Here is a 23097-nt window from a genome sequence, read left to right as displayed (position 1 = left end):
GACCGGGAGTGCCTCATGGCGTTCGTATCGTCTGCATCGCTGTTAACGCCGCCGTTTACCCGCGCCGACGTCGACATTGCCTCGCGCGAGGTATTACAGCAGGGCTTTTTTCACGTCGAAGCGTTGACCCTTCGCCACCGCCTGTTTGAAGGCGGCTGGAGCGAGCCCATGCGCCGCGAACTGCACTGTCGTCACGGTGCCGTGGGCGTGCTGCTTTACGACGTGGCGCTGGATTCGCTGGTCTTTGTCGAGCAGTTTCGCGCCGGCGCGGTGGATGATCCCGACTCGCCGTGGAAGCTTGAGCTGGTGGCGGGGCTGATCGACAAGGACGAAACCCTGGAAAACGTCGCCCGCCGCGAAGCCCAGGAAGAAGCCGGTTGCACGGTGCGCGAGCTGGTCAAGCTGCATACCTATTATCCCAGCCCCGGTGCCTGCAACGAACAGGTGACGCTGTTTTGCGCGCTGGTTGATGCCGGTGATCTGGGCGGCGTACACGGCGTGGCGGATGAGCACGAAGATATCCGCGTCCACGTGGTACGTTTTGCCGATGCCTGGGAACTCATGGAAGCCGGACGACTCGATAACGCCATGACGCTGATCGGCATGCACTGGCTGGCCGGCAAGCGCGCCTCGCTGCGTGCGCTGCCCGAACACGCCCGCCGCTTTAGCGCGGCGATACAGGAATAAGCCGTCAAAAGCCTCAGCAAGACGAACGCAAGCAGGAGCAAGTATGGCTCGAACCGCCTACGTGACCGATTTGAAAACGCTGCAGGGCGAATGCAGCGCCAACTACCTGCGACTGCTGCGCCTGGTAGGCGACATGGAGCAGGGGCAGCGTCGTGAAATCGGTCTGGGCGACGTGGCTGATGACGCCGGGGCTAGTAATGCCTCCGCGCTGCGCCTGCATATCCGGCACAACGCGCCTTACACCACGCTGGTGGAAGTGACCCAGACCGGGCCGCTGGACCGGGTAATTGAAAGCCCCCGAATGCGCGTGCACCTGTATCACGACGTGCGCATGGCCGAGGTGATCGACTTTCAGCGCGAACGCCACTTTCACGGGCGCTACCACTACCCCAATGCGCGCATGCACCAGCCCGATGAAAAGCTCCAGCTCAACCGCTTTCTGGGCGAGTGGCTGGCCCACGGTTTGGCCCATGGGCACAGCGCCTTTGTCGCGGAAGCGCCATAAATGCGTTTAGTCCAAATCACTGATCCCCACCTGCACGCCGACCCCGCCGCGCGCTCGCGCACCGGCATTCCCTTTGCCCAACTGCAGGCGGTGGTGGCCGCAGTGATCGACGAACGCCCCGATGCCGTGGTGGTCACCGGCGATATCAGCCAGGACGAATCCGCGGCGTCCTACGCGGCAGCGGCGCGGCTGTTTGATACGCTGCCGTGCCCCTGGCATTGGCTGCCCGGTAACCACGATCAGCGCGAGCTGATGGCCGCCGAGCACGAACTGGTTGACGCCGTAGCGCTGGGCGACTGGCGCATGCTGCTGCTGGACACCCAGGTGCCAGGCGCCCCCCACGGCGAACTCGGCGAGCACAAACTCGCCGCCTTGGCCGCGCAGCTTGAAGACGACGACCGCCCCACGCTGATTGCCCTGCACCATCCGCCGGTGGCGGTGGGCGCTGACTGGATGGACGCCATTGGCCTCAAGGACAGCGCCGCGTTCTGGCAGGCGCTGAGCGCGTATCCACAGGTCAAGGCCGTGCTGTTTGGCCACGCCCATCAAGTATTTTCCGGCACCGTGGCATGCGCCGGCCGAGAGGTAGACGTTTACGGCTGCCCGGCAGCGGCGGATCAGTTTCTGCCCGATGCTGAACACTTCGCGGTAGACGCCGAAGCCAGCCCCGGCTATCGCGTGCTGACGCTCGACGCCCAGGGTGCCAGTACGCGCGTGGAGCGCGTCAAGGTGGCGATCTAACGCAAGCGGGTGTTTTAGGGCCTGTTGACGTTTCACATTGGGAGCCACAACAAACAGCACGCCAAGGCCACCATGCTTTCGTAGTTTCGCTTGAGCTTATCGTAGCGCGTCGCAATGGCGCGATACGGTTTCAGTCGAGCAAAGGCATTCTCAACCAGATGCCGGTAGCGATATAACCCCCTGTCCAGATTGGCATTTCCTTTTTTCGAGTTACGCCTGCGTGGAATCACCGCCGCCATGCCTTTGGCCTCGATCTGCTCACGGATACGTTCACTGTCATAGCCCTTGTCAGCCACCAGCGCATCACCTGCTGGCAAGTCGTCAATCAATGCCTGGGCTTCCGTGCTGTCGTGCACCTCACCCCCGGTTATCCTGAAGGCAATCGGTAACCCATAAGCATCCACGGTCAAGTGGATCTTGCTGGTATTGCCTGCACGACTTTTGCCGATGGCTTCTGCGTCTTCCGTGGCAGCCCCTGTGCTGTCCTGATGAGCCTTGACGTAGGAGCCATCAATGAACAACCACTCGACATCAGGATCTTCCACCAGCGTGTTGAAAATCCTCATCAGCTTTCCACTCGCTGACCAGGCGTTAAAACGCTTGTAGACCGTATTCCAGGGGCCAAACGTCTCCGGTAGATCCCGCCACGGGCAGCCGGTGCGCATCCGATACAGGATGCCTTCCACCGTGGTACGCAAGTCAGCCTTGTCATAAATACCTTGTTGAAGCAGGATAGGTTTCAGCTTCGACCAGTGTTCATCCGTGAGCATTTGTCGGGGCATGGCAGGCTTGCAGTTTGTTGGCGTAGGAACCTTTATTCTGCGAGCTTGCCCCTATCCTGCCAATACCCCTGCCATGAAACGTCAACACGCCCTAGTCGAACGGAAAGAAAGTTATTGAATAAAGGTTATAAAAGAATAGTTATTAATTCTTTTGGGTTATTATTGGTTCAGCGTTAACCTGCTCCCCACTAACACGCTTGCCATGACACGCCCTGCGCGTCGTTTTTGTTTTGTGAGCGCGTCGTTTTTGTTTTGTGAGGAAGTGGGACATGACCCAGATATCCGCTCTTTCCGAGGCCACGGAGTCGACGGCCGAAAGCACCGTTGATGCCGCCCGGCTGACGCACCTGAAGCAGCTGGAAGCCGAGTCGATTCATATCATCCGCGAAGTCGCGGCCGAGTTTGCCAACCCGGTGATGATGTACTCCATCGGCAAGGATTCGTCGGTCATGCTGCATCTGGCGCGTAAGGCCTTTTATCCGGGCACGCCGCCGTTTCCGCTGTTGCACGTGGATACCACGTGGAAATTCCGCGAGATGATCGAGTTCCGCGACCGCATGGCGGCGGAGTCGGGCATGGAGCTGATTGTCCATACCAACGAAGAAGGGCGGGCGGCAAACATCAACCCGTTCGACCACGGCAGCGCCAAATATACCGATGTCATGAAGACCCAGGCGCTCAAGCAGGCGCTGTCGAAGCACGGCTTTGACGCCGCCTTTGGCGGTGCGCGCCGCGATGAGGAAGCCACCCGCGCCAAGGAGCGCGTGTACTCCTTCCGCGACAAGTTCCACCGCTGGGACCCGAAAAATCAGCGCCCCGAGCTGTGGAACACCTACAACGCCAAGATCAATCAGGGCGAGTCGATCCGCGTGTTTCCGCTCTCGAACTGGACCGAGCTGGATATCTGGCAGTACATCTATCTGGAACAGATCCCCCTCGTGCCGCTTTACTACGCCGCGCCGCGTCCGGTGGTCGAGCGCGACGGCATGCAGGTTATGGTCGATGACGATCGCCTGCCGTTGGCGCCGGATGAAACGCCGCAGGAAAAGTGGGTGCGCTTCAGGACCCTGGGCTGCTACCCGCTGACCGGCGCGGTGGAATCCCATGCCGCCACGCTGCCCGAGATCATTCAGGAAATGCTGCTGACCAAGACGTCAGAGCGCAGCGGACGGGCCATCGACCGTGATCAGGCCGGTTCGATGGAGAAGAAGAAGCGCGAAGGCTACTTTTAACGGGGGCGATTCAATGGCACACCAGTCAGCACTGATTGAAGACAACATCGAGCAATATCTGCACGAGCACGAAAACAAGGATCTGCTGCGCTTTATTACCTGCGGCAGCGTGGATGACGGCAAGTCGACGCTGATCGGGCGGCTGCTGCACGATTCCAAGATGATCTTTGAAGACCAGCTCGCGGCGATCACCCAAGCCTCCAAAACCAGCGGCACCACCGGCGACAGCGTTGACCTGGCGCTGCTGGTCGATGGCCTGCAGTCCGAACGCGAGCAGGGCATTACCATTGACGTGGCGTACCGGTTTTTCTCGACCGAGAAGCGCAAGTTCATCATCGCCGATACCCCGGGCCACGAGCAGTACACCCGCAACATGGCCACTGGCGCCTCGACGGCGAGTTTGGCAATCATACTGATCGACGCGCGCTACGGCGTGCAGACGCAAACCCGCCGCCACAGCTTCATTGCGGATTTGCTGGGTATCGAGCATCTGGTGATTGCGGTCAACAAGATGGATCTGGCGGGCTATTCCGAGGCGCGTTTCAATGAAATCGTCGCAGAATATCAGTCCTTTGCGCAGAACCTGAACGCGTCCGACATCCGCTTTGTGCCGCTCTCGGCGCTTGAGGGCGACAACGTCGTCAACCAAAGCGAGCACACGCCCTGGTACTTTGATCCCGCGCGCGGTCATGCCGGCGATACGTTGCTGTCGATTCTGGAAAGCGTCGAGCTCAGTCGCGACCAGAACCTGACCCAGCTGCGCCTGCCGGTGCAGTACGTCAACCGCCCGAATCTGGATTTCCGCGGCTACTGCGGCACGCTGGCGGCGGGCATCGTACGCCCCGGTCAGCAGGTCAAGGCGCTGCCGTCGCAAAAAGTGGCCACCGTCGAGCGCGTGGTGACCTACGATGGCGATCTGGAAGCGGCGTATCCCGGCCAGGCGATTACGCTGACGCTGGACGACGAAATCGACATTTCCCGGGGCGACTGGCTGGTCGCGGCCAATGAAGAGGTGCCGTTGTCCAACGCCTTCAGTGCCGACGTGGTATGGATGCACGAAGACGCGCTGACGCCCGGCCGGCTGTACGATTTCAAGCTCGCCACGCGTGATCTGTCGGGCCAGGTAAGCCGTATCGACTATCAGGTCGACGTGAATACGCTGGAGCACCACGCGACGGATGCGCTCGAGCTAAACGCCATTGCCCGCTGCGAGATCGAGCTGACCGCCGACATCCCGGTGGATGACTATCGTCAGAGTCCCGGCACGGGCAGCTTTATCGTCATTGACCGGCTGACCAACGTCACCGTCGGTGCGGGCATGATCCGCGGCGTGCTGGAGGCAGGCGACGCCAACGCGCCGGAGCAGAAAACCGACTGGGCCGCGTTCGAGCAGGATCTTAATGCCCTGGTGCGCAAGCACTTTCCCCACTGGGATGCCAAAGACATCACCTCGCTGCTGTAGCCGTTAGCACGTATCACCGGGCCTGTGTCTCAAGGCCTTGTTCAGCGACGCCTCGCCACGTGCGGGGCGTCGCTTTTTTGTGGTCGTTTGCCGTGCATGGCGCCAAAGCGTAGCCTGTCTGGCTGTCACCCCATGTAAGCGTTGTGCGATAAGCACGCTGACTTTCGATCAGGCGTCTCTGAGCAAGGAGCCTCAGCATGAAAAACGGACTGCGGCGCGTATCGCACTTTACCAAACGGCTATTGCACGTGGCCGCCTCACCCATGCGCCGGGATCATGGGCGCGGCGGCGTGGTGGTGCATCCGTACCGTGGCTATGGCTCGCAGCGTGAGGCGTTGGTCATGGGGCGGGTGTATCAGCAGGTGGCATTGGGGCGGATGATTCCGCGCCGTGGCGCGCTGCGCGATACCGCCGACGTGGCCCGGCGCGTGCTGCGTCGCGGCGTGGTGCGGGCCAAAGTGGATGTGCGGCTGGGCAAGAATCATCGTCAGGTAGTGACCGACCGCGACGGCTATTTCAACGTGCGCTTGGCGCTTGAGTCACCGCTGCCCATTGACGTGTCCTGGCATCGTGCGGATATCGAAGTCCGCGCTGACGGCCACCCGCTGGTGCAGAGCCAGTCTGAAGTCTATGTGCCACCGCAGGAAACCGACCTGCTGGTGATTAGCGATATCGACGATACGGTAATGTTCACCGGCGTGGCTGAAAAGCTCAAAATGCTCTACCGCCTGTTTATCAAAAAAGCTGAACGGCGCACGGCGTTTCCCGGCGTGGCGGCGCTGTATCAGGCGCTACACCGGGGCAAAAACGACAAGCAGGAACGCCCGATTCTGTACGTTTCACGGGGTCCCTGGGCGATTTATGAAATGCTGGAGGCGTTTTTCCAGCTGAACCGTATTCCCGTCGGACCGATTCTGTTTTTACGCGAATGGGGGCTTTCCTTGCGCCATCCGTGGCCGCGCCGTGCGGAAGACCACAAGCGCGACCTGATCGAGCGGATGCTCAAGCTGTTTGACGATCTGCCCTGCGTGCTGATCGGCGACAGCGGCCAGCACGACCCCGAAGTGTATGCGCAGATCGTCAAAACGCACCCGGGGCGCGTCATGGCCGTGTATATCCGCCGGGTCGACAACGACCCCGAGCGTGAGAAGACCATCCAGCGGCTGCACGCCGAGCTTGCCGCGCAGGGCTGTGCGCTGGTGCTGGCGCGCGATAGTTTGCATATTGCCCGGCACGCCTATGATAACGGCTTTATTTCCACCCACGGCTGGGACTCGGTCAAGCAGGATGTGGAGCAGCACGCACAGAACCCTGAGGGTTAAAGCGTTGCCGGCTTGTTGGCTACAATTACCGCGCGGCGCGGTGCGGGGTAGCCTTCCACGGTGCGCGTGGCATCGGCAGGGTCGAGAAAGTCGGCAAGCGATTGATACGTCATCCATTCGGTGGAGCGCTGTTCGGCAAGCGACGTGACCGCCTCGTCTACCACCCGCACGTTGTTGAAGCCTGTGCGTTCAAGCCAGTGGCAAAGGGCCTGGGAAGACGGCAGGAAATATACGTTGGGCATGGCCGCGTAGCGCTCGCCGGGCAGCAACACGGTTTGCGCGTCACCTTCGACCACCAGCGTTTCCAGCACCAGCTCGCCGCCGGGGGCCAACGTCTCTTTTAGCTGCTGCAAATGCTCCAGCGGTGAGGGGCGGTGGTAGAGCACGCCCATGGAAAACACGGTGTTGAAAAAGCCAAGATTCTCGGGCACGTCCTCGATACCCACGGGCAAGAAGTGCGTGCACCCGCCGTCAGCGTCGCCGACAAAGTGGCGCACCGCCTGAAACTGCCAGTAAAAGCGCGGCGAGGGGTCAATCACCAGCGCAAAGCTGGCGCCCGCGCCGGCCATGCGCCAAGCGTGATAGCCGCTGCCGCCGCCAACGTCGAGCACTTTTCGGCCGGCAAGCGGCGCCAAATGCGGCGCTACGCGTTGCCACTTCCAGTCCGAGCGCCATTCGGTATCGATCTCGATGCCGCCCAGCGAAAACGGCCCCTTGCGCCAGGGCGTGAGCTTGCGCAGCAGGTTGTCGCACTGGCGAAGGCGGCTGTGGTCAAGTGCTACGTCAACGCGCACACTATCGTCATCCAGCGTGACCCGGCGCTCCTCGGGCAGCGCGGGAAGTTTGGCCACGGCCTTTTCCCACATCGGCAAGTCGCCGTGGCGGCGGCGGTCCAGCCCCTTTTCGAGCTGCTCCGGCAGGCGCGCCAGCCATTCGGTCAGGCCCTGGTCCAGAAACGCCTGATACAGCGCACGATGGTCGTCGGGTAGTGTGGTATTGGATCGCGCCATTCAGCCCTCCTTGAAGGCGATCATGGAAGCAAAGTTGAGGTACTGAAACCAGGTCATCGAACGCGCAAAGCCCGAGCGTTTCAGGCGGTCGTGGTGCGCTTCCAGGGTATCCGGCACCAGCACGTTTTCCAGCGCGTTGCGTTTCTGGCTGATTTCCATGTCGCTGTAGCCGTTGGCGCGCTTGAAGTCGTGGTAGCGCTCGACCCGCCAGGCGTTATCGTACTCGTCGGCGTCCACGGTTTTTTCCGAGAGAATCAACACGCCGCCGGGCTCCAGCGCCTGATACAGCCTTGCCAGCAGGGCATCGCGGTCGTCGGGGGGTAAAAATTGCAGGGTGAAATTGAGCACAATCATGCCTGCTGGCGCGTACTCGAACTGGCGGATATCGGCAATATCGACCTGCATGGCGTGCTCGGGGCACTCGTCGGCAAAGGTCTGGCGCGCCCGTTCGGCCATCGCCGGAGAAACGTCAATGCCCGTATAGGCAAAGGCCTCGGGCGGCAGCGCCCCGGCCAGCGCCAGCCCGCCGGCGCCGAGCGAGCAGCCCAGATCATACACGCGGGCGCCGTGGCGCAGGTGGCGCTGGGCAATCAGCCCAAGCATGCCCAGCACCTGGCCGTAGCCGGGCACCGAGCGGCGAATCATATCGGGAAAACACGCCACGACTTTCTCGTCAAACGAAAACCGTGCCACCCGGTCAAGGGGTGTCGAAAAGATGGCGTCACGGTAAGATGCATCACTCATGGGGCAGGCCGATTGGTAAAAAAGATGGGTCACAGTTTACCCGCCCCGCCATGACGCGAACAGACCCGCCGCCACAGGAGAAGGCCCTATGGCCAACGCCGCACCCTCAACGCCCGATACACTGCCGGCCTGGCAGGCGCTGTTGCGCCACGCCGAGACGCAAAAACAAACGCCGCTCAAGACGCTGTTCGAACGCGACGTAGACGGCGAGCGCTTTGCCACTTTTTCTCGCCGCGTGGCCGGGCTGACGCTGGATCTTTCCAAGCAGCGCTGGAGCGGCGAGACCCTTGAGCAGCTGCTGAGTTTGGCCCGGGAAGCCGGCGTGCCCGAGGCCATCGAGGGGCTTTTGAGCGGTCGACGGGTGAATAAAAGTGAAGATCGTCCGGCACTACACACCGCGCTGCGCCTGCCGGAGGGCGCCGAACTCAACGTTGACGGCGAAGACGTGGCAGCGGCAGTGCATGAAAGTCTGGCGCAGATGGAAAAACTGGTGGAACGGCTGCACGCCGGCCAATGGCGGGGGGCAACGGGCAAGCCCATCCAGCGGGTAGTGAACCTGGGCGTGGGTGGCTCCGACCTGGGCCCGCAAATGGTGACCCACGCGCTGGCAGATTTCCGCCCGGACGATATTCACCGGCTGAAGGTGCATTTCGCCTCGACCATGGACGGCTCGCAGCTGGTCGACTACTTAAGCCGGCTGGACCCTGAAACCACGCTGTTTGTGCTGTCGTCCAAATCGTTCACCACGGTGGATACGCTGTCCAACGCCAACACCGCCCGGGACTGGTTGCTGTCGCGCCTGACGCGCCAGGGAGCCACGCCGATCAGCCCTGAGCTGGTCGTCCGCCAGCACTTTATCGGGGTGTCTGCCTGCCCTGAAAAAATGACTCAGTGGGGCATTACGCCGGATCATCAGCTGCGTTTCTGGGAATGGGTTGGCGGGCGCTATTCGCTGTGGGGCACCATCGGGCTGCCGATTGCACTGGTGATCGGCATGGCCAACTTTCGCCGCCTGCTGGCTGGCGCCCACGCCATGGACGAGCATTTTTCCAGCGCCCCACTGGCCGACAACGCGCCGGTGATGCTGGCGCTGGCGGGCATCTGGAACGTGAACTTTCTGGATATCCGCGCGCATTCCATTTTGCCCTACGACGGCCGGCTGGAATATTTTTCCGCCTATCTGGAACAGCTGGAAATGGAGTCCAACGGCAAGTCCGTCACCCGCGACGGCGAGCCGGCCGGCTACTCCACCTGCCCGGTGCTCTGGGGTCAGCTGGGCCCCAACGCCCAGCACGCGTTTTATCAGCTGCTGCACCAGGGCACCCAGTCGGTGGTGTGCGATTTTATCGCCCCGCTGACGCGCTACGACGACGTTGACGACGCCGACACCCGCCGGCTGCTGCAGTCGCAACACCGCCTGACGCTGGCCAACTGTTTTGCTCAGTCGCGGCTCTTGATGCTGGGCGACGACGCCATCGACGACGATGCCCCGCGCCCTGCGCACAAGCGCTACCGCGGCAACCAGCCCTCCACCACGGTGCTGCTCGACCGGCTGACGCCCGAGACGCTGGGTTCGTTGATCGCGCTTTACGAGCACAAGGTATTTGTTCAGGCGGTGATCTGGGACATTAACCCGTTTGACCAGTGGGGCGTGGAGCTGGGCAAGCAAATCGCCGGACAAACCCAGCAGATCCTCGAAGGCGACGCCACTCCCGAAGGCATGGACGCCTCCACCCGCGGGCTGATGGAAGCGTTTTGGACGGTGGGGCAAAAAGGCTGATACCCAAGGGGTTTCGTATGAGGCCGGTTTACCGGGCGATGCAGGCCGCAAGGCCTGCCGAAACGATCCGCTTCAGCTGCCGAGGCGCAATAGCCAATGTCTGGTCAGATATACAGCTTCAGGGGTTTTGCGGTATCCTTGCGGCTTTTGGCCCCTTTCAGGAAATCAGTGCAACATGTCCCAGTTTGATGCCTCCCAGTACGGTGCCAGCTCGATTGAAGTCCTGTCAGGGCTCGAGCCGGTGCGCAAGCGCCCCGGCATGTATACCGATACCTCACGGCCCAACCACCTTGCCCAGGAGGTAATCGACAATAGCGTCGATGAGGCGCTGGCCGGTTATGCGAACCGGGTCAAGGTGGTGCTGATGCCCGACGGTGCCATCGAGGTCGCCGACGACGGCCGCGGGATGCCCATTGATACGCACCCCGAGCACGGCGTTTCCGGCGTCGAGCTGATCCTTACCAAGCTGCACTCGGGGGGCAAGTTTTCCGCTTCCAGCTACCGTTTTTCCGGCGGGTTGCACGGGGTCGGGGTGTCGGTGGTCAACGCGCTGTCGCGCCGGCTGGAGGTGGAGGTCACCCGCGATGGCGCGCGCCATTCCATGGCTTTTGCCCACGGCGATAAAGTCGAAGAGCTGACCTATATCGGCAAGGCGCCCAAGCGCGCCACCGGCACGCTGCTGCGTTTCTGGCCGGACGAAAGCTACTTTGACAGCCCCAAGCTGGCGGTGGGGCGCCTGAAACACCTGCTGCGCGCCAAGGCGGTGCTGTGCCCGGGGCTGACGGTGATTCTGGTCGAGCCCGACGGCACCACAAGCGAATGGCAGTACGCCGACGGGCTGCGCGACTATCTGGTCGAGGCCATTGATGGCTATGAGGTGCTGCCCGCTGAGCCGTTTCTGGGCCACTTCAGCGACGACGAGAACGGCGTGGACTGGGCCATCCAGTGGCTGCCCGAAGGCGGCGATACGCTGGTGGAATCCTACGTCAACCTGATCCCCACGCCGCTGGGCGGCACGCATATCAACGGCTTTCGCTCGGGCCTTCTGGAGGCACTACGCGAGTTTTGCGAATTTCGCAGCCTGCTGCCGCGGGGTATCAAGCTCACCGCCGAGGATCTCTGGGAGCGGGCGGCGTTTGTGCTTTCGGTGAAAATGCTCGACCCGCAGTTCGCTGGACAAACCAAAGAGCGATTGTCGTCGCGGGTGATCTCGGGGTTTGTCTCGGGCGTGGTCAAGGACGCCTTTTCGCTGTGGCTCAACCGCCACGTGGCCGAGGGCGAGGCGCTGGCCGAACTGGTGATCAACGCCGCTCAGCGGCGGCAGAAAAAGGCCAAAAAGGTCGCGCGTAAAAAGGTCACCTCGGGCCCCGCGCTGCCCGGCAAGCTGGCCGACTGCTCGGGGCAGGACCCGGCGCAAAGCGAGCTGTTTCTGGTTGAAGGCGACAGCGCCGGCGGCAGCGCCAAGCAGGCGCGCAACCGTGAAACCCAGGCCATCATGCCCCTGCGCGGCAAGATCCTGAACACCTGGGAAGTGGAAACCCACGATATTTACGGTTCGCAGGAAGTCCACGATATTGCCGTGGCCATCGGCGCGGACCCCGGCAGCGCCGACCTGGCCAAGCTGCGCTACCACAAGGTGTGTATTCTGGCCGACGCCGATTCCGACGGCCTGCACATCGCCACGCTGCTGTGCGCGCTGTTCGTGCGCCACTTCCCCAGCCTGGTGGATGCCGGCCACGTGTACGTGGCGATGCCGCCGCTGTACCGCATCGATCTGGGCAAGGAAGTGCACTACGCGCTGGATGAAAGCGAAAAAGCCTCGATTCTCAAACGCTTGGCGAAAAAGCGCGGCACGCCCAACGTCCAGCGCTTCAAGGGGCTTGGCGAAATGAGCCCGCTGCAGCTGCGTGAAACCACCATGGCCGTGGATACCCGCCGGCTGGTGCAGCTAACCCGCACTGACGGCGACGGCAGCGAGCAAATGCTGGATATGCTGCTGGCGAAAAAGCGCGCGCCCGACCGCAAGAAATGGCTGGAAGACTACGGCAACCTCGCCGATATCGACGTATAGCATGCCGGATCACCTTTACCCGTTTGAAGAGGTCACTCCATGACCATGGATATTGCCGTGGCGGAAGGCGACGTTGAGCGCCTTTCTCTGCGCGACTACACCGAAAAAGCCTACCTCGACTACTCGATGTACGTCATTCTCGACCGCGCGCTGCCCAACATCGGCGACGGGCTCAAGCCCGTTCAGCGGCGCATTATTTATGCCATGCGCGAGCTGGCGCTTTCTGCCAACGCCAAGTACAAGAAGTCGGCGCGCACGGTGGGCGACGTGCTGGGCAAGTTTCATCCGCACGGCGACAGCGCCTGCTACGAAGCCATGGTGCTGATGGCGCAGCCGTTCAGCTACCGCTATCCGCTGGTAGACGGCCAGGGCAACTGGGGTAGTCCCGACGATCCCAAATCGTTCGCTGCCATGCGCTACACCGAGGCCAAGCTCTCGAAGTTTGCCGAAGTGCTGCTCGCCGAGCTGGGTCAGGGCACGGTGAACTGGACGCCCAACTTCGACGGCACCATGCAGGAACCCACGGTGCTGCCCGCGCAGCTGCCGCATATTCTGCTCAACGGCGGCACCGGCATTGCCGTGGGCATGGCCACCGATATCGTGCCGCACAACGTCAGCGAGGTGGTCGACGCCACCTGCCACCTGCTGCGCCATCCCGAGGCCACCACGACCGATTTGATGGAGTACCTGCCGGCGCCGGACTTTCCCACGGCGGCCGAGATCATCACCCCCCGTGCTGATCTGAAAAAGCTCTACGAGGCCGGGCGCGGGTCGATCAAGATGCGCGCTCGCTTCGAGCGCGAAGGCGCTAATATCGTGATTACCGCGCTGCCGTATCAGGTCAGCGGGGCCAAGGTGCTCGAACAGATTGCTGCGCAAATGCAGGCCAAAAAGCTGCCCATGGTCGCTGATCTGCGCGATGAATCGACCCACGAAGAGCCCACGCGGCTGGTGATCGAACCGCGCTCCAGCCGGGTCGAAGTGGAATCGCTGATGGCGCACCTGTTTGCCACCACCGATCTGGAAAAGAACATTCGCGTCAACTTCAACGTGATCGGGCTCGATGGCCGCCCCCAGGTGATGTCGCTGCCCGAGCTTTTGGGCCAGTGGCTGAGCTTTCGCCGGATCACGGTGCGCCGCCGCCTGGAGCACCGGCTGGGCAAGGTCGAAGACCGCCTGCATCTGCTGGAAGGGCTGCTGGCCGCCTACCTTAATCTTGACGAAGTGATTCGCATCATCCGCGAAGAGGACAAACCCAAGGCCGCGCTGATTGCCGCGTTTGGGCTGTCCGAACGCCAGGCCGAAGCTGTGCTGGAGCTGCGGCTGCGCCAGCTGGCCAAGCTGGAGGAAATGAAGCTCCGCGGCGAGCAGGACGCACTGGAAAAAGAACGCAAGCACCTGCAGGGGCTGTTGGGCAGCGAAGCCCGGCTGACCACGCTGATCGAGAAAGAAATCCGCACGGCGGGGAAAGAGCACGGCGATGCGCGCCGTTCGCCGCTGGTAGAGCGCGAAGACGCCAAAGCGCTGTCTGAGGTAGAACTGCTGGGCGCTGATCCGATCACCGTGGTGCTGTCCGAGAAAGGCTGGATTCGCGCCGCCAAAGGTCACGATATCGACCCGACGGGGCTGTCGTACAAGGCCGGCGATTGCTTCCATCTGGCCGCGCAGGGCAAGACCAACCAGCCGCTGGTGCTGCTTGACGATACCGGCCGCGCCTATACGCTGGCCGCGCACAACCTGCCCAGCGCTCGCGGGCAGGGCGAGCCGGTGACCGGACGCGTCAACGTGGCCGCCGGCGCGCAAATGGCCGGCGTGCTGTTGGCGCCTCCCGCCCAGCGCTTTGTGCTCGCCTCTGACGGCGGCTACGGCTTTGTCGCGCAGCTCGAGGCGTTAACCGGCAAGAACAAGGCCGGCAAAGCCACATTGACGCTGCCCAAAGGCTGCAGCGTGTTACCCCCGGTGGCCATTCCCGAAAGCGATGAAGCGCTGTGGGCGGCGACGATATCCAACGAAGGGCGGCTGCTGCTGTTCCCGCTGGAGCAGCTGCCCGAGATGGCCAAGGGCAAGGGCATCAAAATGCTCGATATCCCCGGCGCACGGGCGGCACGCCGCGAAGAGTTCGTTCGCGATATCACCGTGCTGGCCGATAGCGACGCGCTGGTGATCCACGCTGGCAAGCGCAAACTGACCATAAAACCCGGCGACTTGAGCTACTACCGCGGCGAACGCGGGCGGCGCGGGAGCAAACTGCCCCGCGGGTTTCAGAAAGTGGATCGCCTCGAGAGACAGCAAAGCGAAGGACAAAAAGGAAAAAATGAATGAGCGAAAACGCGCTGATGTTAACGCTGCTGGGCGACACGCTGCCGGCGGCGTTTTTGACCGAGGCGGAAGCGCTGGTGGCCCGCCACGGGTTGACGGTCGAGCGCCGTGAATGGCTGTCGGACGAAAACAGCGGCGCCTGCGTAGCCTATTGGCTGACCGGCGAGAGCGCTGACGTCGAAGCGCTGCGCAAAGAGGCGCTGGCGCTGGGCAACGCCCAGGGTGTTGACGTCGCTATTCAGCCAAGCGGCGAATGGCAAGGCCACCGCCGGCTGGTGTGCTTCGACATGGACTCAACGCTGATCAAGACCGAAGTCATCGACGAGCTGGCGCGCCGGCACGGCGTGGGCGATGAAGTGGCGGCGGTGACCGAACAGGCCATGCGCGGCGAGCTGGATTTCAAGCAGAGCTTTCGTGCGCGCATGGCCAAACTGGAAGGGTTGGATGAAGCGGTGCTGGCTGATATCGCCGCCCATCTTCCGCTGATGGACGGCCTTGAAACACTGATGGCGACGTTAAAGCAGCAGGGCTACCGCACGGCGATTATTTCCGGAGGCTTTACCTACTTTGCCCGCCACCTGCAGGAACGCTTTGGCTTCGATGAGATTCACGCCAACGAGCTGGTGATTGAAAGCGGCAAGGTCACCGGCGAAGTGCGCGAGCCCATTGTTGATGCCCAGCGCAAAGCGGAGCTGCTGGCGCAAATGGCCGAGTGCCAGGGGCTCAGCTTGAGCCAGACCGTCGCCGTGGGCGACGGCGCCAACGATCTAAAAATGCTCGCCAGAGCGGGGCTGGGCATTGCCTTTCGTGCCAAGCCGCTGGTGCGCGAGCAGGCGCGCCAGTCTATCTCGACGCTGGGGCTCGACGCGGTGCTTTACTTGTTGGGCCATAGTCGCAAGGAGTGGCGGGTTAAGTGACGCCTGCCGGCTCAAATTCAGACTCACGTTCAGGCGGCATGGGTTCTGCGATACACCAGCTGGCTGAGTAGCGCCAGCAGCAGGCCGCTTGCCAGCACCGCGCTGCCGATCGCATACAGCGGCGTATAGGTATGCCACACGTCATACAGGGCGGACATGCCGTAGCCGGAAAACGCCTGCGCGGCGGCAAAGGTGGCGGTGGCCTGTCCCCACAGGCGTTTGTGCTGCGTAGGGCCGGCGAGCTCGGCCAGCCGCCCTGAGGTAAGGGCGACGATGCCGGGAATCATCGCGCCGACCAAAAAGGACGACGCTGACCGGCTGATAAACGCGATGGACAGCAGCGGCAGCGCCACGGCCGCCGCCTTGGTCAGAAAGGCGAGTACCAGGCCCCTGTGCCAGCCCAGCCGCCTTGTCATCCAACTGACGATAAACGGCCCCGATACTGCGCCAACGCCAAAGATGACCCACTGCAACGAGGCGGCGTGGGCGCCCAGCGCTTTTTCCCGGGCGAGGTAGTCCACCCAGAAAACGGTATGCGGGACAAAGCCGATCGCGTCCAGCGCATAGGCCATCATCACCAGCGCTATAACCAGTGCGAGTCCGGCGGGTTTTTTATGAGCCTGTTCTGGATGGCCCTGTGCTTTTTGAGGATGCTCTTGATGGGCATCGCTTGGGGGTGAGTCCGGCGCGGCATGAGGTGGTGAAAGAGTCAGCTGCACGAGATTATGGTCGCAAAATATCCCCGCGATGATGATCAGCACGCCCAGTGCGATCCAGGTGGCCGTCAGGCTGACGGCCAGCAGCGCCGGCACCACCAGCGCCGATACCAGCGTGCCGAGCCCAATGCCGGTGAACACCAGCGTGCCCACGCCGGTGCGCCGTGCAGGCGGCGTCGCCGTGAGGGCAAGCGACGGCCCCACGACCACAAGAATGGCCCCCGCAATGCCCGCCACCAGCCGCCAGATAAAAAACCAGCCGAAGCTATTGGGGCCTGCGCACAGCAGAAAGCTCAGGGCGATGCCGGCAAAGCACAGGCCAAACAAGCCCCGGGTTGAAAAGCGCTCGGAAAGCGGGTGGCCGGCTAATGCCCCGATCAAATAGCCCAGCAGGTTGGCCGCGCCCAGATAAGCGGCCTGGCTGGGGCTGAACCACTCGGCCTGAATAATCGCCGGCAATAGCGGCGTATAGGCAAAACGGGCAACGCCAATGCCGGCCAGCGTCGCCATCATGCCGGTGAATAACGCCGGCAACTCTTTTTGGTTAATCATGTGCTTGTGAGCTAATCATGTGCTGTCTCTCGCTACCCTGAGGGTTTCAGCCGCCTGCCGTATGCGCAAACGCTACGCCTGCACAATAAGCGTTTTTTGAGCAGAGAGTTATCCGATTTTGGCAAAGACGGGCAGGGTACGGCAAGGCGGGGCGCGCGAATTCGCCCCGCTAGCTCAGGCCTAGCCGTGGCTGTGGTCCGGATGCGGGACGGGCTTGTCGCCCACTTCTTCCTGACGCAGCTCCAACGGTTCACCCTGGGTTTTGTCTGCGCGCTTGAGCTGCATATGCAGGCCGGTTTTGGCCAGCAGGTGAGCGCTGACCGGCGCGGTAATAAATAAAAACAGCGTAATCAGCATTTCCTGGATACTGATGATGCCTTCAAGGCGCCAGAAATACAGCATCGAGGCGATCAGCATACAGCCGATACCCAAGGTGGTGACCTTGGTGGGGCCGTGCAGGCGCATATAAAAGTCTTTCAGCACCACCATGCCCAGCGAACCAATAAAGGCAAAAGTGCCCCCGGAAATCAGCAAAATTGCCACCACGGCGTCGATAATAATCATTCGATGATGTCCCCCCGCAGAATATACTTGCAGATCGCCACGGTGCTGATAAAGCCGAGCATGGCGATTAACAAGGCAGCTTCAAAGTAGATCTTGTTACCCAGCCAGAAACCCAGCAGCACGATCAGCGCAATGGAGTTGACGTACATGGTATCCAGCGCCATCACGCGGTCCGGGAGACGTGGGCCGACGGCCAGACGATAAAGGTTCATCAACAGCGCCATGATCACCAGCGTAAGCGCGATAGGTAGCGCGATACTCAGCATTCGTAGATCTCCTTGAGCGGTTGCTCGTAGCGCTCGCGAATCTGCGCTACCAGTACCTCGGGATCGTCAACGTCCAGCGCATGAATCAACAGCGATTTACCGTCCAGGCGCAGGTTGGCCGATACGGTGCCGGGCGTTAGCGTAATGGTGCTGGCGAGCAGCGTAATGGTGAAGCGCTCTTCAAGCATCAGCGGGTATTCAATAAAATGCGGGCGCATTTTGCGGCACGGATTGATGATCAGGTAGGCGACTTCAAAGTTGGCGATAATGATGTCGCCGATCACCCGCAGAAAAAAGCGCAGCAATAGCCAGGGTTTTTTGATATGCAACTGGGCATCCCAGAAGCGATGGGTAAACAGCGGTATTATCACTGCAAGCACGCCGCCCAGCAGGATTTGCCCCGGGGCGATACTGTGCGCGAGGAGTAGCCAGACGATCAGCAGCAGCAGGGACAAAACGGGCGTGGGCAGCCAACGGCGCGGCTTGATCATGGAGCATCTCCTGTGGCCGGCAGCAGTGTTTGGATGATTGCTTCAGGATTAGCCAGCTGCTCGGCGGTGGCCTGGGTGTATTCGCTGACCGGGCCGGCAAACACCACCAGCAATACCGGGGCGGCCACCACCAGCCAGGTTACGCCGAACCACTGCGCGCGCGGCAGGGCTTCGCCGCAGTGCGAGCCGCGGTGGCTGGCCCAGAATATCGTTGAGCCCGCGCGCGAAAGCGCTACCAGTGAGGCCAACCCGGCCAGCAGCAACAGGGGCCATAGCCACAGGCGCGCATTCCCTTCGGCTGCGTTCAGCAACAGCGCTTTGCCCAGCGCCCCGGACAGCGGTGGCAGGCCGGCAACGGCCACGGCGCCGACAAAAAACAACAGCGCCAAACCGCCGCCTTCGGCCATGGGGCGGCCTTTCACCAGCCGGGTGCCGGCCTTGCCGCGTTGGGTGCCAATCATGGCGGCAAGCAGGAACAGCCCGCCGGTCACAAGCGTGGTGTGAATCAAATAGTAAAGCAACGCCGAGATGGCCGCGGGCGTGCGCATGCCGATGCCCGCGAGTAGCGTGCCCACCGAAATCAGGATCAGGTAAGCCACCAACAGGCGCAGATCCCGCGCGGCCAGTACGCCCATGCCAGCAATGGCCAGGGTGGCAAGTGCCAGCCACCATACCCAGGGCTGTTCCAGAGCGGCAAGCGAGCCGGCCTGATCGCTGAACATGAGCATATATACCCGCAGAATGGCGTAGATGCCGACCTTGGTCATAATGGCGAACAGTGCCGCTACCGGCGCCGGGGCGTAGCCGTAGGTACGCGGCAGCCAGAAATACAGCGGTAGCATGGCGGCTTTCAGGCCGAACACTACCAGCAGCATCAGCGCCCCCGCGGTTACCAGCCCTTCGCGCTCGGCCGGCAGGTTGGCAATACGGTTGGCCATATCGGCCATGTTGAGCGTACCGGTGGCGCCGTACAGCACGCCTGCGGCAATCAGGAAAAGCGACGAGCCGGCAATGTTGAGCACGACATAGTGCACGCTTGCCTGAATGCGCAATTTGCCGCCGCCATGCAGCAGCAGTGCATACGAGGCCAGCAGCAGCACTTCAAAAAAGACGAACAGGTTGAACAGGTCACCGGTTAAAAAGGCGCCGTTGATGCCCATCAGCTGCCATTGAAACAGGCCGTGAAAATTGCTGCCTTTTTCGTCGTCGCCGGCGCATGAATAAACCACCGCACCAACGGCCAGAAACGAGGTAACCATCACCATCAGCGCCGATAATCGGTCAAGTACCAGCACAATGCCAAACGGCGGCTGCCAGCTGCCCAGCGCGTAGTAGGTAACCTCACCGCTCGCCGCCTGTTTCACCAGCGCAATGGACACCAGCAACAGCAGAACGGTGGCGACAACGCTGATCAGGCGCTTGATCTGGCTAAGCCGCCCGAGGCGCTTGTAAAGCAGCAGAATTCCGGCCACCAGGGGAAGTACAATCGGCAGGACAATGAGATGCTGTGTCATTCGTTATCATCCTTTTTACCGTCCACGTGATCGTTACCCATTTCGCTTCGCGCACGCATGGCCAAAATCACCACAAACGCGGTCATCGCAAAGCCGATCACGATGGCGGTAAGCACCAGCGCCTGAGGCAGCGGGTCGGCGTAGTCTTTAGCCCCGTTGATAATCACGGCGCCGTGGGTGGTCAGCCCGCCCATGGAAAACAGGAACAGGTTGACCGCATAGGACAGTAGCGTCAGCCCCACCACGACGGGAAAAGTGCGCCCGCGAAGGGTCAAGTAAAGGCCGCAGGCGGTCAGAATGCCGGTGGTTATTGCGTACAGTGCTTCCATTAGCCGTTCTCCTTGCCGGATGCAGGCGCCGTGCTGTCCGTATGATGTTCCTGTGACTCCGTCACCGGGCGGTGGGTCGTGGTGACCTTGCCAAGGTTGGCGAGGATCATCAGCGTGGCGCCAACGACCGCCAGATACACCCCAAGATCAAACAGGAGCACCGTTGCCAATTCGAACTTGCCGATTAACGGCAGCGAAAAATGGCCGAAGGCCGAGGTTAAAAAAGGCTGCCCGAACAGCCAGCTGCCAAGGCCAGTCAGCGTTGCCGTGGCAACGCCCGCCACGGCAACCGGCTGGAAGGGGAAATCAAGCCGCTGCTGGGCCCATTCCACGCCCCGCGCCACGTACAGCAAAATGAGCGCCACGGCGGTAATCAGCCCGGCAATAAACCCGCCGCCCGGCTGGTTGTGGCCGCGCAAAAAGATGAACGCTGATACTAAAAGCGCCAGGGGCAATAGCGCCATGGAAATAGAGGTCAAGATGGCCGGGTAGCGATCGGGCGACCACAGGCGCCCTTCAACGTCGCTGTGCGGCATCGACACGCGCAGGCGGTTGAGTAGCTTGAAAATGGCCAGGCCGGCAAGCGCCAGCACGGTAATTTCCCCAAGCGTATCAAACCCACGGAAGTCGACCAGAATCACGTTGACCGCGTTGTGCCCGCCGCCGCCCGGTACGCTGTTGTGGACAAAGAAATCTGAAATCGAATCCACACCACGGGTCATCACCGCGTAGTTAAGGCTGGCGATCACCAGCCCCAGCGCGCTTGCCAGCAATATGTCGCGCACGTTGCGCATGGGGCTGGAATCCCTGGGTGTGCGCTGAGGCAGGAAAAACAGCGCCAGCATCAACAGAATCATGGTGACGACCTCAACCGAGAGCTGGGTTAACGCGAGATCCGGGGCCGAAAAACGGGCAAAGGTCAGCGCCACAAACAAGCCAACGATTGACAGCATCAGCAAAGAAATCAAACGGAAGCGGTGGGTCGCGGCGGTCGCGATGCCGCCAAAGATCAGCATTGCTGCGCCAAACAGCACGGCGCCATCTATTGGCTGGTTGCCGAGCTCGCCGGTTAATTCGTTAATCTGGGCAAGCCCGACCACGCCGCTGACTAACGCGGCCATCAGCAAAAATGCCATATAGCGCTGCAGCGAGTTGCCTTCCAGCCACGTGACAGTGCGCTCCGAGGCATACTTGCAGGACATAATGCCGCGCTCGAACACCCGCCGGGCATCCAAGCCGTTGAACTGTTGGAGAAAACGGCGCATATCCGGATGACGCCAGTACATCAGCGCGCCGCCAGCCAGTGCAATTGCGCTCATGGCAAGCGGTACATTAAAGCCGTGCCAGACGGCCAACTGAAAATCCAGCGGCTCGCCGAGCACGGCAAGGGTGGCTAGGTCGAGCAGGCCGCCGGCGAAAAAGGCCGGAAATACCCCGACCAGCACACAAAGCGCGACCAGCAGCTCGACCGGCGCGCGCATCAGGCGCGGCGGCTCGTGAGGGGTTTTGGGGGGCTGTTTGCGCCCGGGTTTGAAAAATACCGCGTGGGCCAGGCGCAGTGAGTAAGCCACTGACAGCACACCGCCAAGCGTTGCCAACACCGGCATGAGCCAGCTTAGCCCGGCAAGAATCGGCGTGTTAAGCGTTTCGGTAAACAGCATTTCCTTGGATAAAAAGCCGTTAAATAGCGGCACACCGGCCATCGCTGCGGCGGCCAGCGAGGTTAAAACGGCCATGACTGGCATGGTGGATTTCAGCCCGCCAAGTGCTTTGAGCTCGCGCGTGCCGGCCGCGTGATCGATGATCCCTGCACTCATGAACAGCGCCGCCTTGAAGGTGGCGTGATTGAGGACATGAAACAGCGCGGCGAGTATCGCCATGGGGCTGCCAATGCCCAGCAACAGCGTGATAAGCCCTAGGTGGCTAACGGTGGAAAACGCCAGAATCCCCTTGAGGTCGGTCTTGAACAGCGCAAACCAGGCGCCGTACAGCAGCGTAACGGTACCGGTCAGCGCGACGATAACCGTCCATAGCTCGCTTTCGCCAAGGGCCGGATGCAGCCGTGCCATGAGAAAGATACCGGCTTTCACCATGGTGGCCGAGTGCAGATAGGCCGATACCGGCGTGGGTGCGGCCATGGCGTGGGGCAGCCAGAACTGAAACGGAAACTGTGCAGACTTGGTAAAGGCGCCGAGCAGCACCAATACCAGCATGGCCGGATAGCGCGGGTCGGCGGCAATGGCCGTGCCGCTTGAGAGCACCACGTCCATGTCAAAACTGCCCGCTATGCGGCCCAGCAGTAATACGCCGGCCAACAGGGCCAGCCCGCCGGCGCCGGTCACGGTCAGCGCCATGCGGGCGCCCTTGCGCGCTGCACTTTGGGTGGTCCAAAAACCGATCAGCAAAAACGAGGCCAGACTGGTGAGCTCCCAGTACAGCCACAAAAGAATCAGGTTGTTGGCCATGACGATGCCGACCATCGACGCCATGAACAGCACCATAAAGGCGTAAAAACGCCCGACGGGCTCGTCTTCATGCAGATAAAAGTGGGCGTACAGCAAAATGAGCAGGCCGATGCCCAAAATCAGCAGATTGAACAGCAGCGTCAAGCCGTCCAGACGCAGCGCCAGGTCAAGCCCCAGCTCCGGTAGCCAGGCCACGGTAAAGCGCAGCGGCTGGCCCTCGGCTAGCGCAGGGATCTGCAACAGCGTCAGCGCCAGGGCAATGCCCGGTAACAGGGCAGTTGCAAGGGTGCAGGCGGTGCGCCCGTGCCGATAGGTAATCAGGGGCACCAGCACGCCTAAAAGCGGCAGTAGGGCGATCCACAGCAGTGTCATGGGCGTTAATCCAGCGGTCGGTAAAGTCCTTGATTGCCGCAGCGTGGCGCGGCGTCGTATCCTGAGTTGCTGCACAACGCGGCACAGCGCAAACCCTGAAGAGTACCAGTTGAGCCAGCGTTGTGAAATTTTAGTGGATATTGGCGATTACACCGGCCGCTTGTCTGGTCTTTCCACCCGCTGGCAGCCGTCATCAAACAGAAAATAGCGTTGACAAAACACGCTAGGACTGATTTTCTAGAGCGATGAATATCTC

The 23097-nt window shown here is 61.6% G+C and carries 20 protein-coding genes; 10 read left to right on the top strand and 10 right to left on the bottom strand.

The annotated features are described in order from the left end of the window. Positions 1-15: 15 nt before the first annotated feature. The 3 genes from B5495_RS03870 to B5495_RS03860 are packed head-to-tail and all read left to right on the top strand — an operon-like array spanning position 16 to position 1933. On the top strand, positions 16-687 hold the full coding sequence (locus B5495_RS03870) for an NUDIX domain-containing protein (RefSeq protein ID WP_079551485.1): 672 nt from the start codon (positions 16-18) through the stop codon (positions 685-687). 43 nt (positions 688-730) lie between these two features. Beyond that, on the top strand, positions 731-1192 hold the full coding sequence (locus B5495_RS03865; RefSeq protein WP_079551483.1) for a DUF1249 domain-containing protein: 462 nt from the start codon (positions 731-733) through the stop codon (positions 1190-1192). Beyond that, a complete protein-coding gene (locus tag B5495_RS03860; protein WP_079551481.1) occupies positions 1193-1933 on the top strand; it encodes a metallophosphoesterase in 741 nt (246 codons plus the stop codon). 32 nt (positions 1934-1965) lie between these two features. Here B5495_RS03860 and B5495_RS03855 read toward each other — a convergent pair whose 3' ends face one another. Next, positions 1966-2715: an IS5 family transposase gene (locus tag B5495_RS03855; RefSeq protein ID WP_079550575.1), complete on the bottom strand. Its 750-nt coding sequence runs from the start codon at positions 2713-2715 to the stop codon at positions 1966-1968. Positions 2716-2984: 269 nt separating this feature from the next. On the opposite strand from B5495_RS03855, the gene cysD reads away from it, so the two are divergent. From cysD to B5495_RS03840, 3 genes are all read left to right on the top strand, one after another. Continuing rightward, positions 2985-3947 (top strand): sulfate adenylyltransferase subunit CysD, encoded by a 963-nt coding sequence (gene cysD / locus B5495_RS03850; RefSeq protein WP_079551480.1) that lies wholly within the window; start codon positions 2985-2987, stop codon positions 3945-3947. 13 nt (positions 3948-3960) lie between these two features. Continuing rightward, entirely contained in the window at positions 3961-5409 is a 1449-nt protein-coding gene (cysN, locus tag B5495_RS03845; RefSeq protein WP_079551478.1) for a sulfate adenylyltransferase subunit CysN, read from the top strand. Positions 5410-5606: 197 nt separating this feature from the next. After that, on the top strand, positions 5607-6731 hold the full coding sequence (locus B5495_RS03840) for an App1 family protein (protein ID WP_231897223.1): 1125 nt from the start codon (positions 5607-5609) through the stop codon (positions 6729-6731). On the opposite strand, the gene cmoB is transcribed toward B5495_RS03840, so the two are convergent. Beyond that, entirely contained in the window at positions 6728-7741 is a 1014-nt protein-coding gene (gene cmoB / locus B5495_RS03835) for a tRNA 5-methoxyuridine(34)/uridine 5-oxyacetic acid(34) synthase CmoB (protein ID WP_079551476.1), read from the bottom strand. The genes B5495_RS03840 and cmoB overlap by 4 nt on opposite strands. Then, complete coding sequence (gene cmoA, locus B5495_RS03830) at positions 7742-8485, bottom strand: carboxy-S-adenosyl-L-methionine synthase CmoA (RefSeq protein WP_079554889.1); 744 nt, start codon at positions 8483-8485, stop codon at positions 7742-7744. It lies immediately after the preceding gene. A gap of 88 nt (positions 8486-8573) precedes the next feature. Between cmoA and pgi the strand changes: the two genes are divergently transcribed. The 4 genes from pgi to serB all read left to right on the top strand — a co-directional run bounded on the left by pgi (position 8574) and on the right by serB (position 15572). Next, positions 8574-10265 (top strand): glucose-6-phosphate isomerase, encoded by a 1692-nt coding sequence (gene pgi, locus B5495_RS03825; RefSeq protein ID WP_079551474.1) that lies wholly within the window; start codon positions 8574-8576, stop codon positions 10263-10265. Between the two features lie 175 nt (positions 10266-10440). Beyond that, complete coding sequence (parE, locus tag B5495_RS03820; protein WP_079551472.1) at positions 10441-12336, top strand: DNA topoisomerase IV subunit B; 1896 nt, start codon at positions 10441-10443, stop codon at positions 12334-12336. 39 nt (positions 12337-12375) lie between these two features. Continuing rightward, positions 12376-14658 (top strand): DNA topoisomerase IV subunit A, encoded by a 2283-nt coding sequence (parC, locus tag B5495_RS03815; protein ID WP_079551470.1) that lies wholly within the window; start codon positions 12376-12378, stop codon positions 14656-14658. Beyond that, the gene (serB, locus tag B5495_RS03810) at positions 14655-15572 is read left to right on the top strand and encodes a phosphoserine phosphatase SerB (protein WP_079551468.1); all 918 of its coding nucleotides are present in this window, start codon (positions 14655-14657) and stop codon (positions 15570-15572) included. Before parC ends, serB begins: the two co-directional genes overlap by 4 nt. 29 nt (positions 15573-15601) lie before the next feature. Here serB and B5495_RS03805 read toward each other — a convergent pair whose 3' ends face one another. From B5495_RS03805 to B5495_RS03775, 7 genes are all read right to left on the bottom strand, one after another. Beyond that, complete coding sequence (locus B5495_RS03805) at positions 15602-16840, bottom strand: YbfB/YjiJ family MFS transporter (protein WP_079551466.1); 1239 nt, start codon at positions 16838-16840, stop codon at positions 15602-15604. Between the two features lie 180 nt (positions 16841-17020). Beyond that, positions 17021-17404: a Na+/H+ antiporter subunit G gene (locus B5495_RS03800; protein WP_079551464.1), complete on the bottom strand. Its 384-nt coding sequence runs from the start codon at positions 17402-17404 to the stop codon at positions 17021-17023. Beyond that, positions 17401-17670, bottom strand: a complete 270-nt coding sequence (locus B5495_RS03795; RefSeq protein ID WP_079551462.1) for a K+/H+ antiporter subunit F — start codon at positions 17668-17670, stop codon at positions 17401-17403. Before B5495_RS03795 ends, B5495_RS03800 begins: the two co-directional genes overlap by 4 nt. Further along, complete coding sequence (locus B5495_RS03790; RefSeq protein ID WP_079551460.1) at positions 17664-18161, bottom strand: Na+/H+ antiporter subunit E; 498 nt, start codon at positions 18159-18161, stop codon at positions 17664-17666. The genes B5495_RS03795 and B5495_RS03790 overlap by 7 nt, the downstream gene beginning before the upstream one ends. Beyond that, on the bottom strand, positions 18158-19675 hold the full coding sequence (locus tag B5495_RS03785) for a monovalent cation/H+ antiporter subunit D (protein WP_079551458.1): 1518 nt from the start codon (positions 19673-19675) through the stop codon (positions 18158-18160). Before B5495_RS03785 ends, B5495_RS03790 begins: the two co-directional genes overlap by 4 nt. Beyond that, positions 19672-20004, bottom strand: a complete 333-nt coding sequence (locus B5495_RS03780; protein WP_079551456.1) for a Na+/H+ antiporter subunit C — start codon at positions 20002-20004, stop codon at positions 19672-19674. Before B5495_RS03780 ends, B5495_RS03785 begins: the two co-directional genes overlap by 4 nt. Next, positions 20004-22841: a monovalent cation/H+ antiporter subunit A gene (locus tag B5495_RS03775; RefSeq protein ID WP_079551454.1), complete on the bottom strand. Its 2838-nt coding sequence runs from the start codon at positions 22839-22841 to the stop codon at positions 20004-20006. The genes B5495_RS03780 and B5495_RS03775 overlap by 1 nt, the downstream gene beginning before the upstream one ends. Positions 22842-23097 lie beyond the last annotated feature (256 nt).

The sequence above is a fragment of the Vreelandella subglaciescola genome (genome assembly GCF_900142895.1).
In the GTDB taxonomy this organism is placed as follows: domain Bacteria; phylum Pseudomonadota; class Gammaproteobacteria; order Pseudomonadales; family Halomonadaceae; genus Vreelandella; species Vreelandella subglaciescola.
The sequence above is the reverse complement of the archived record's forward strand: the minus strand, read 5'-3'. Positions and strand labels throughout refer to the sequence as shown.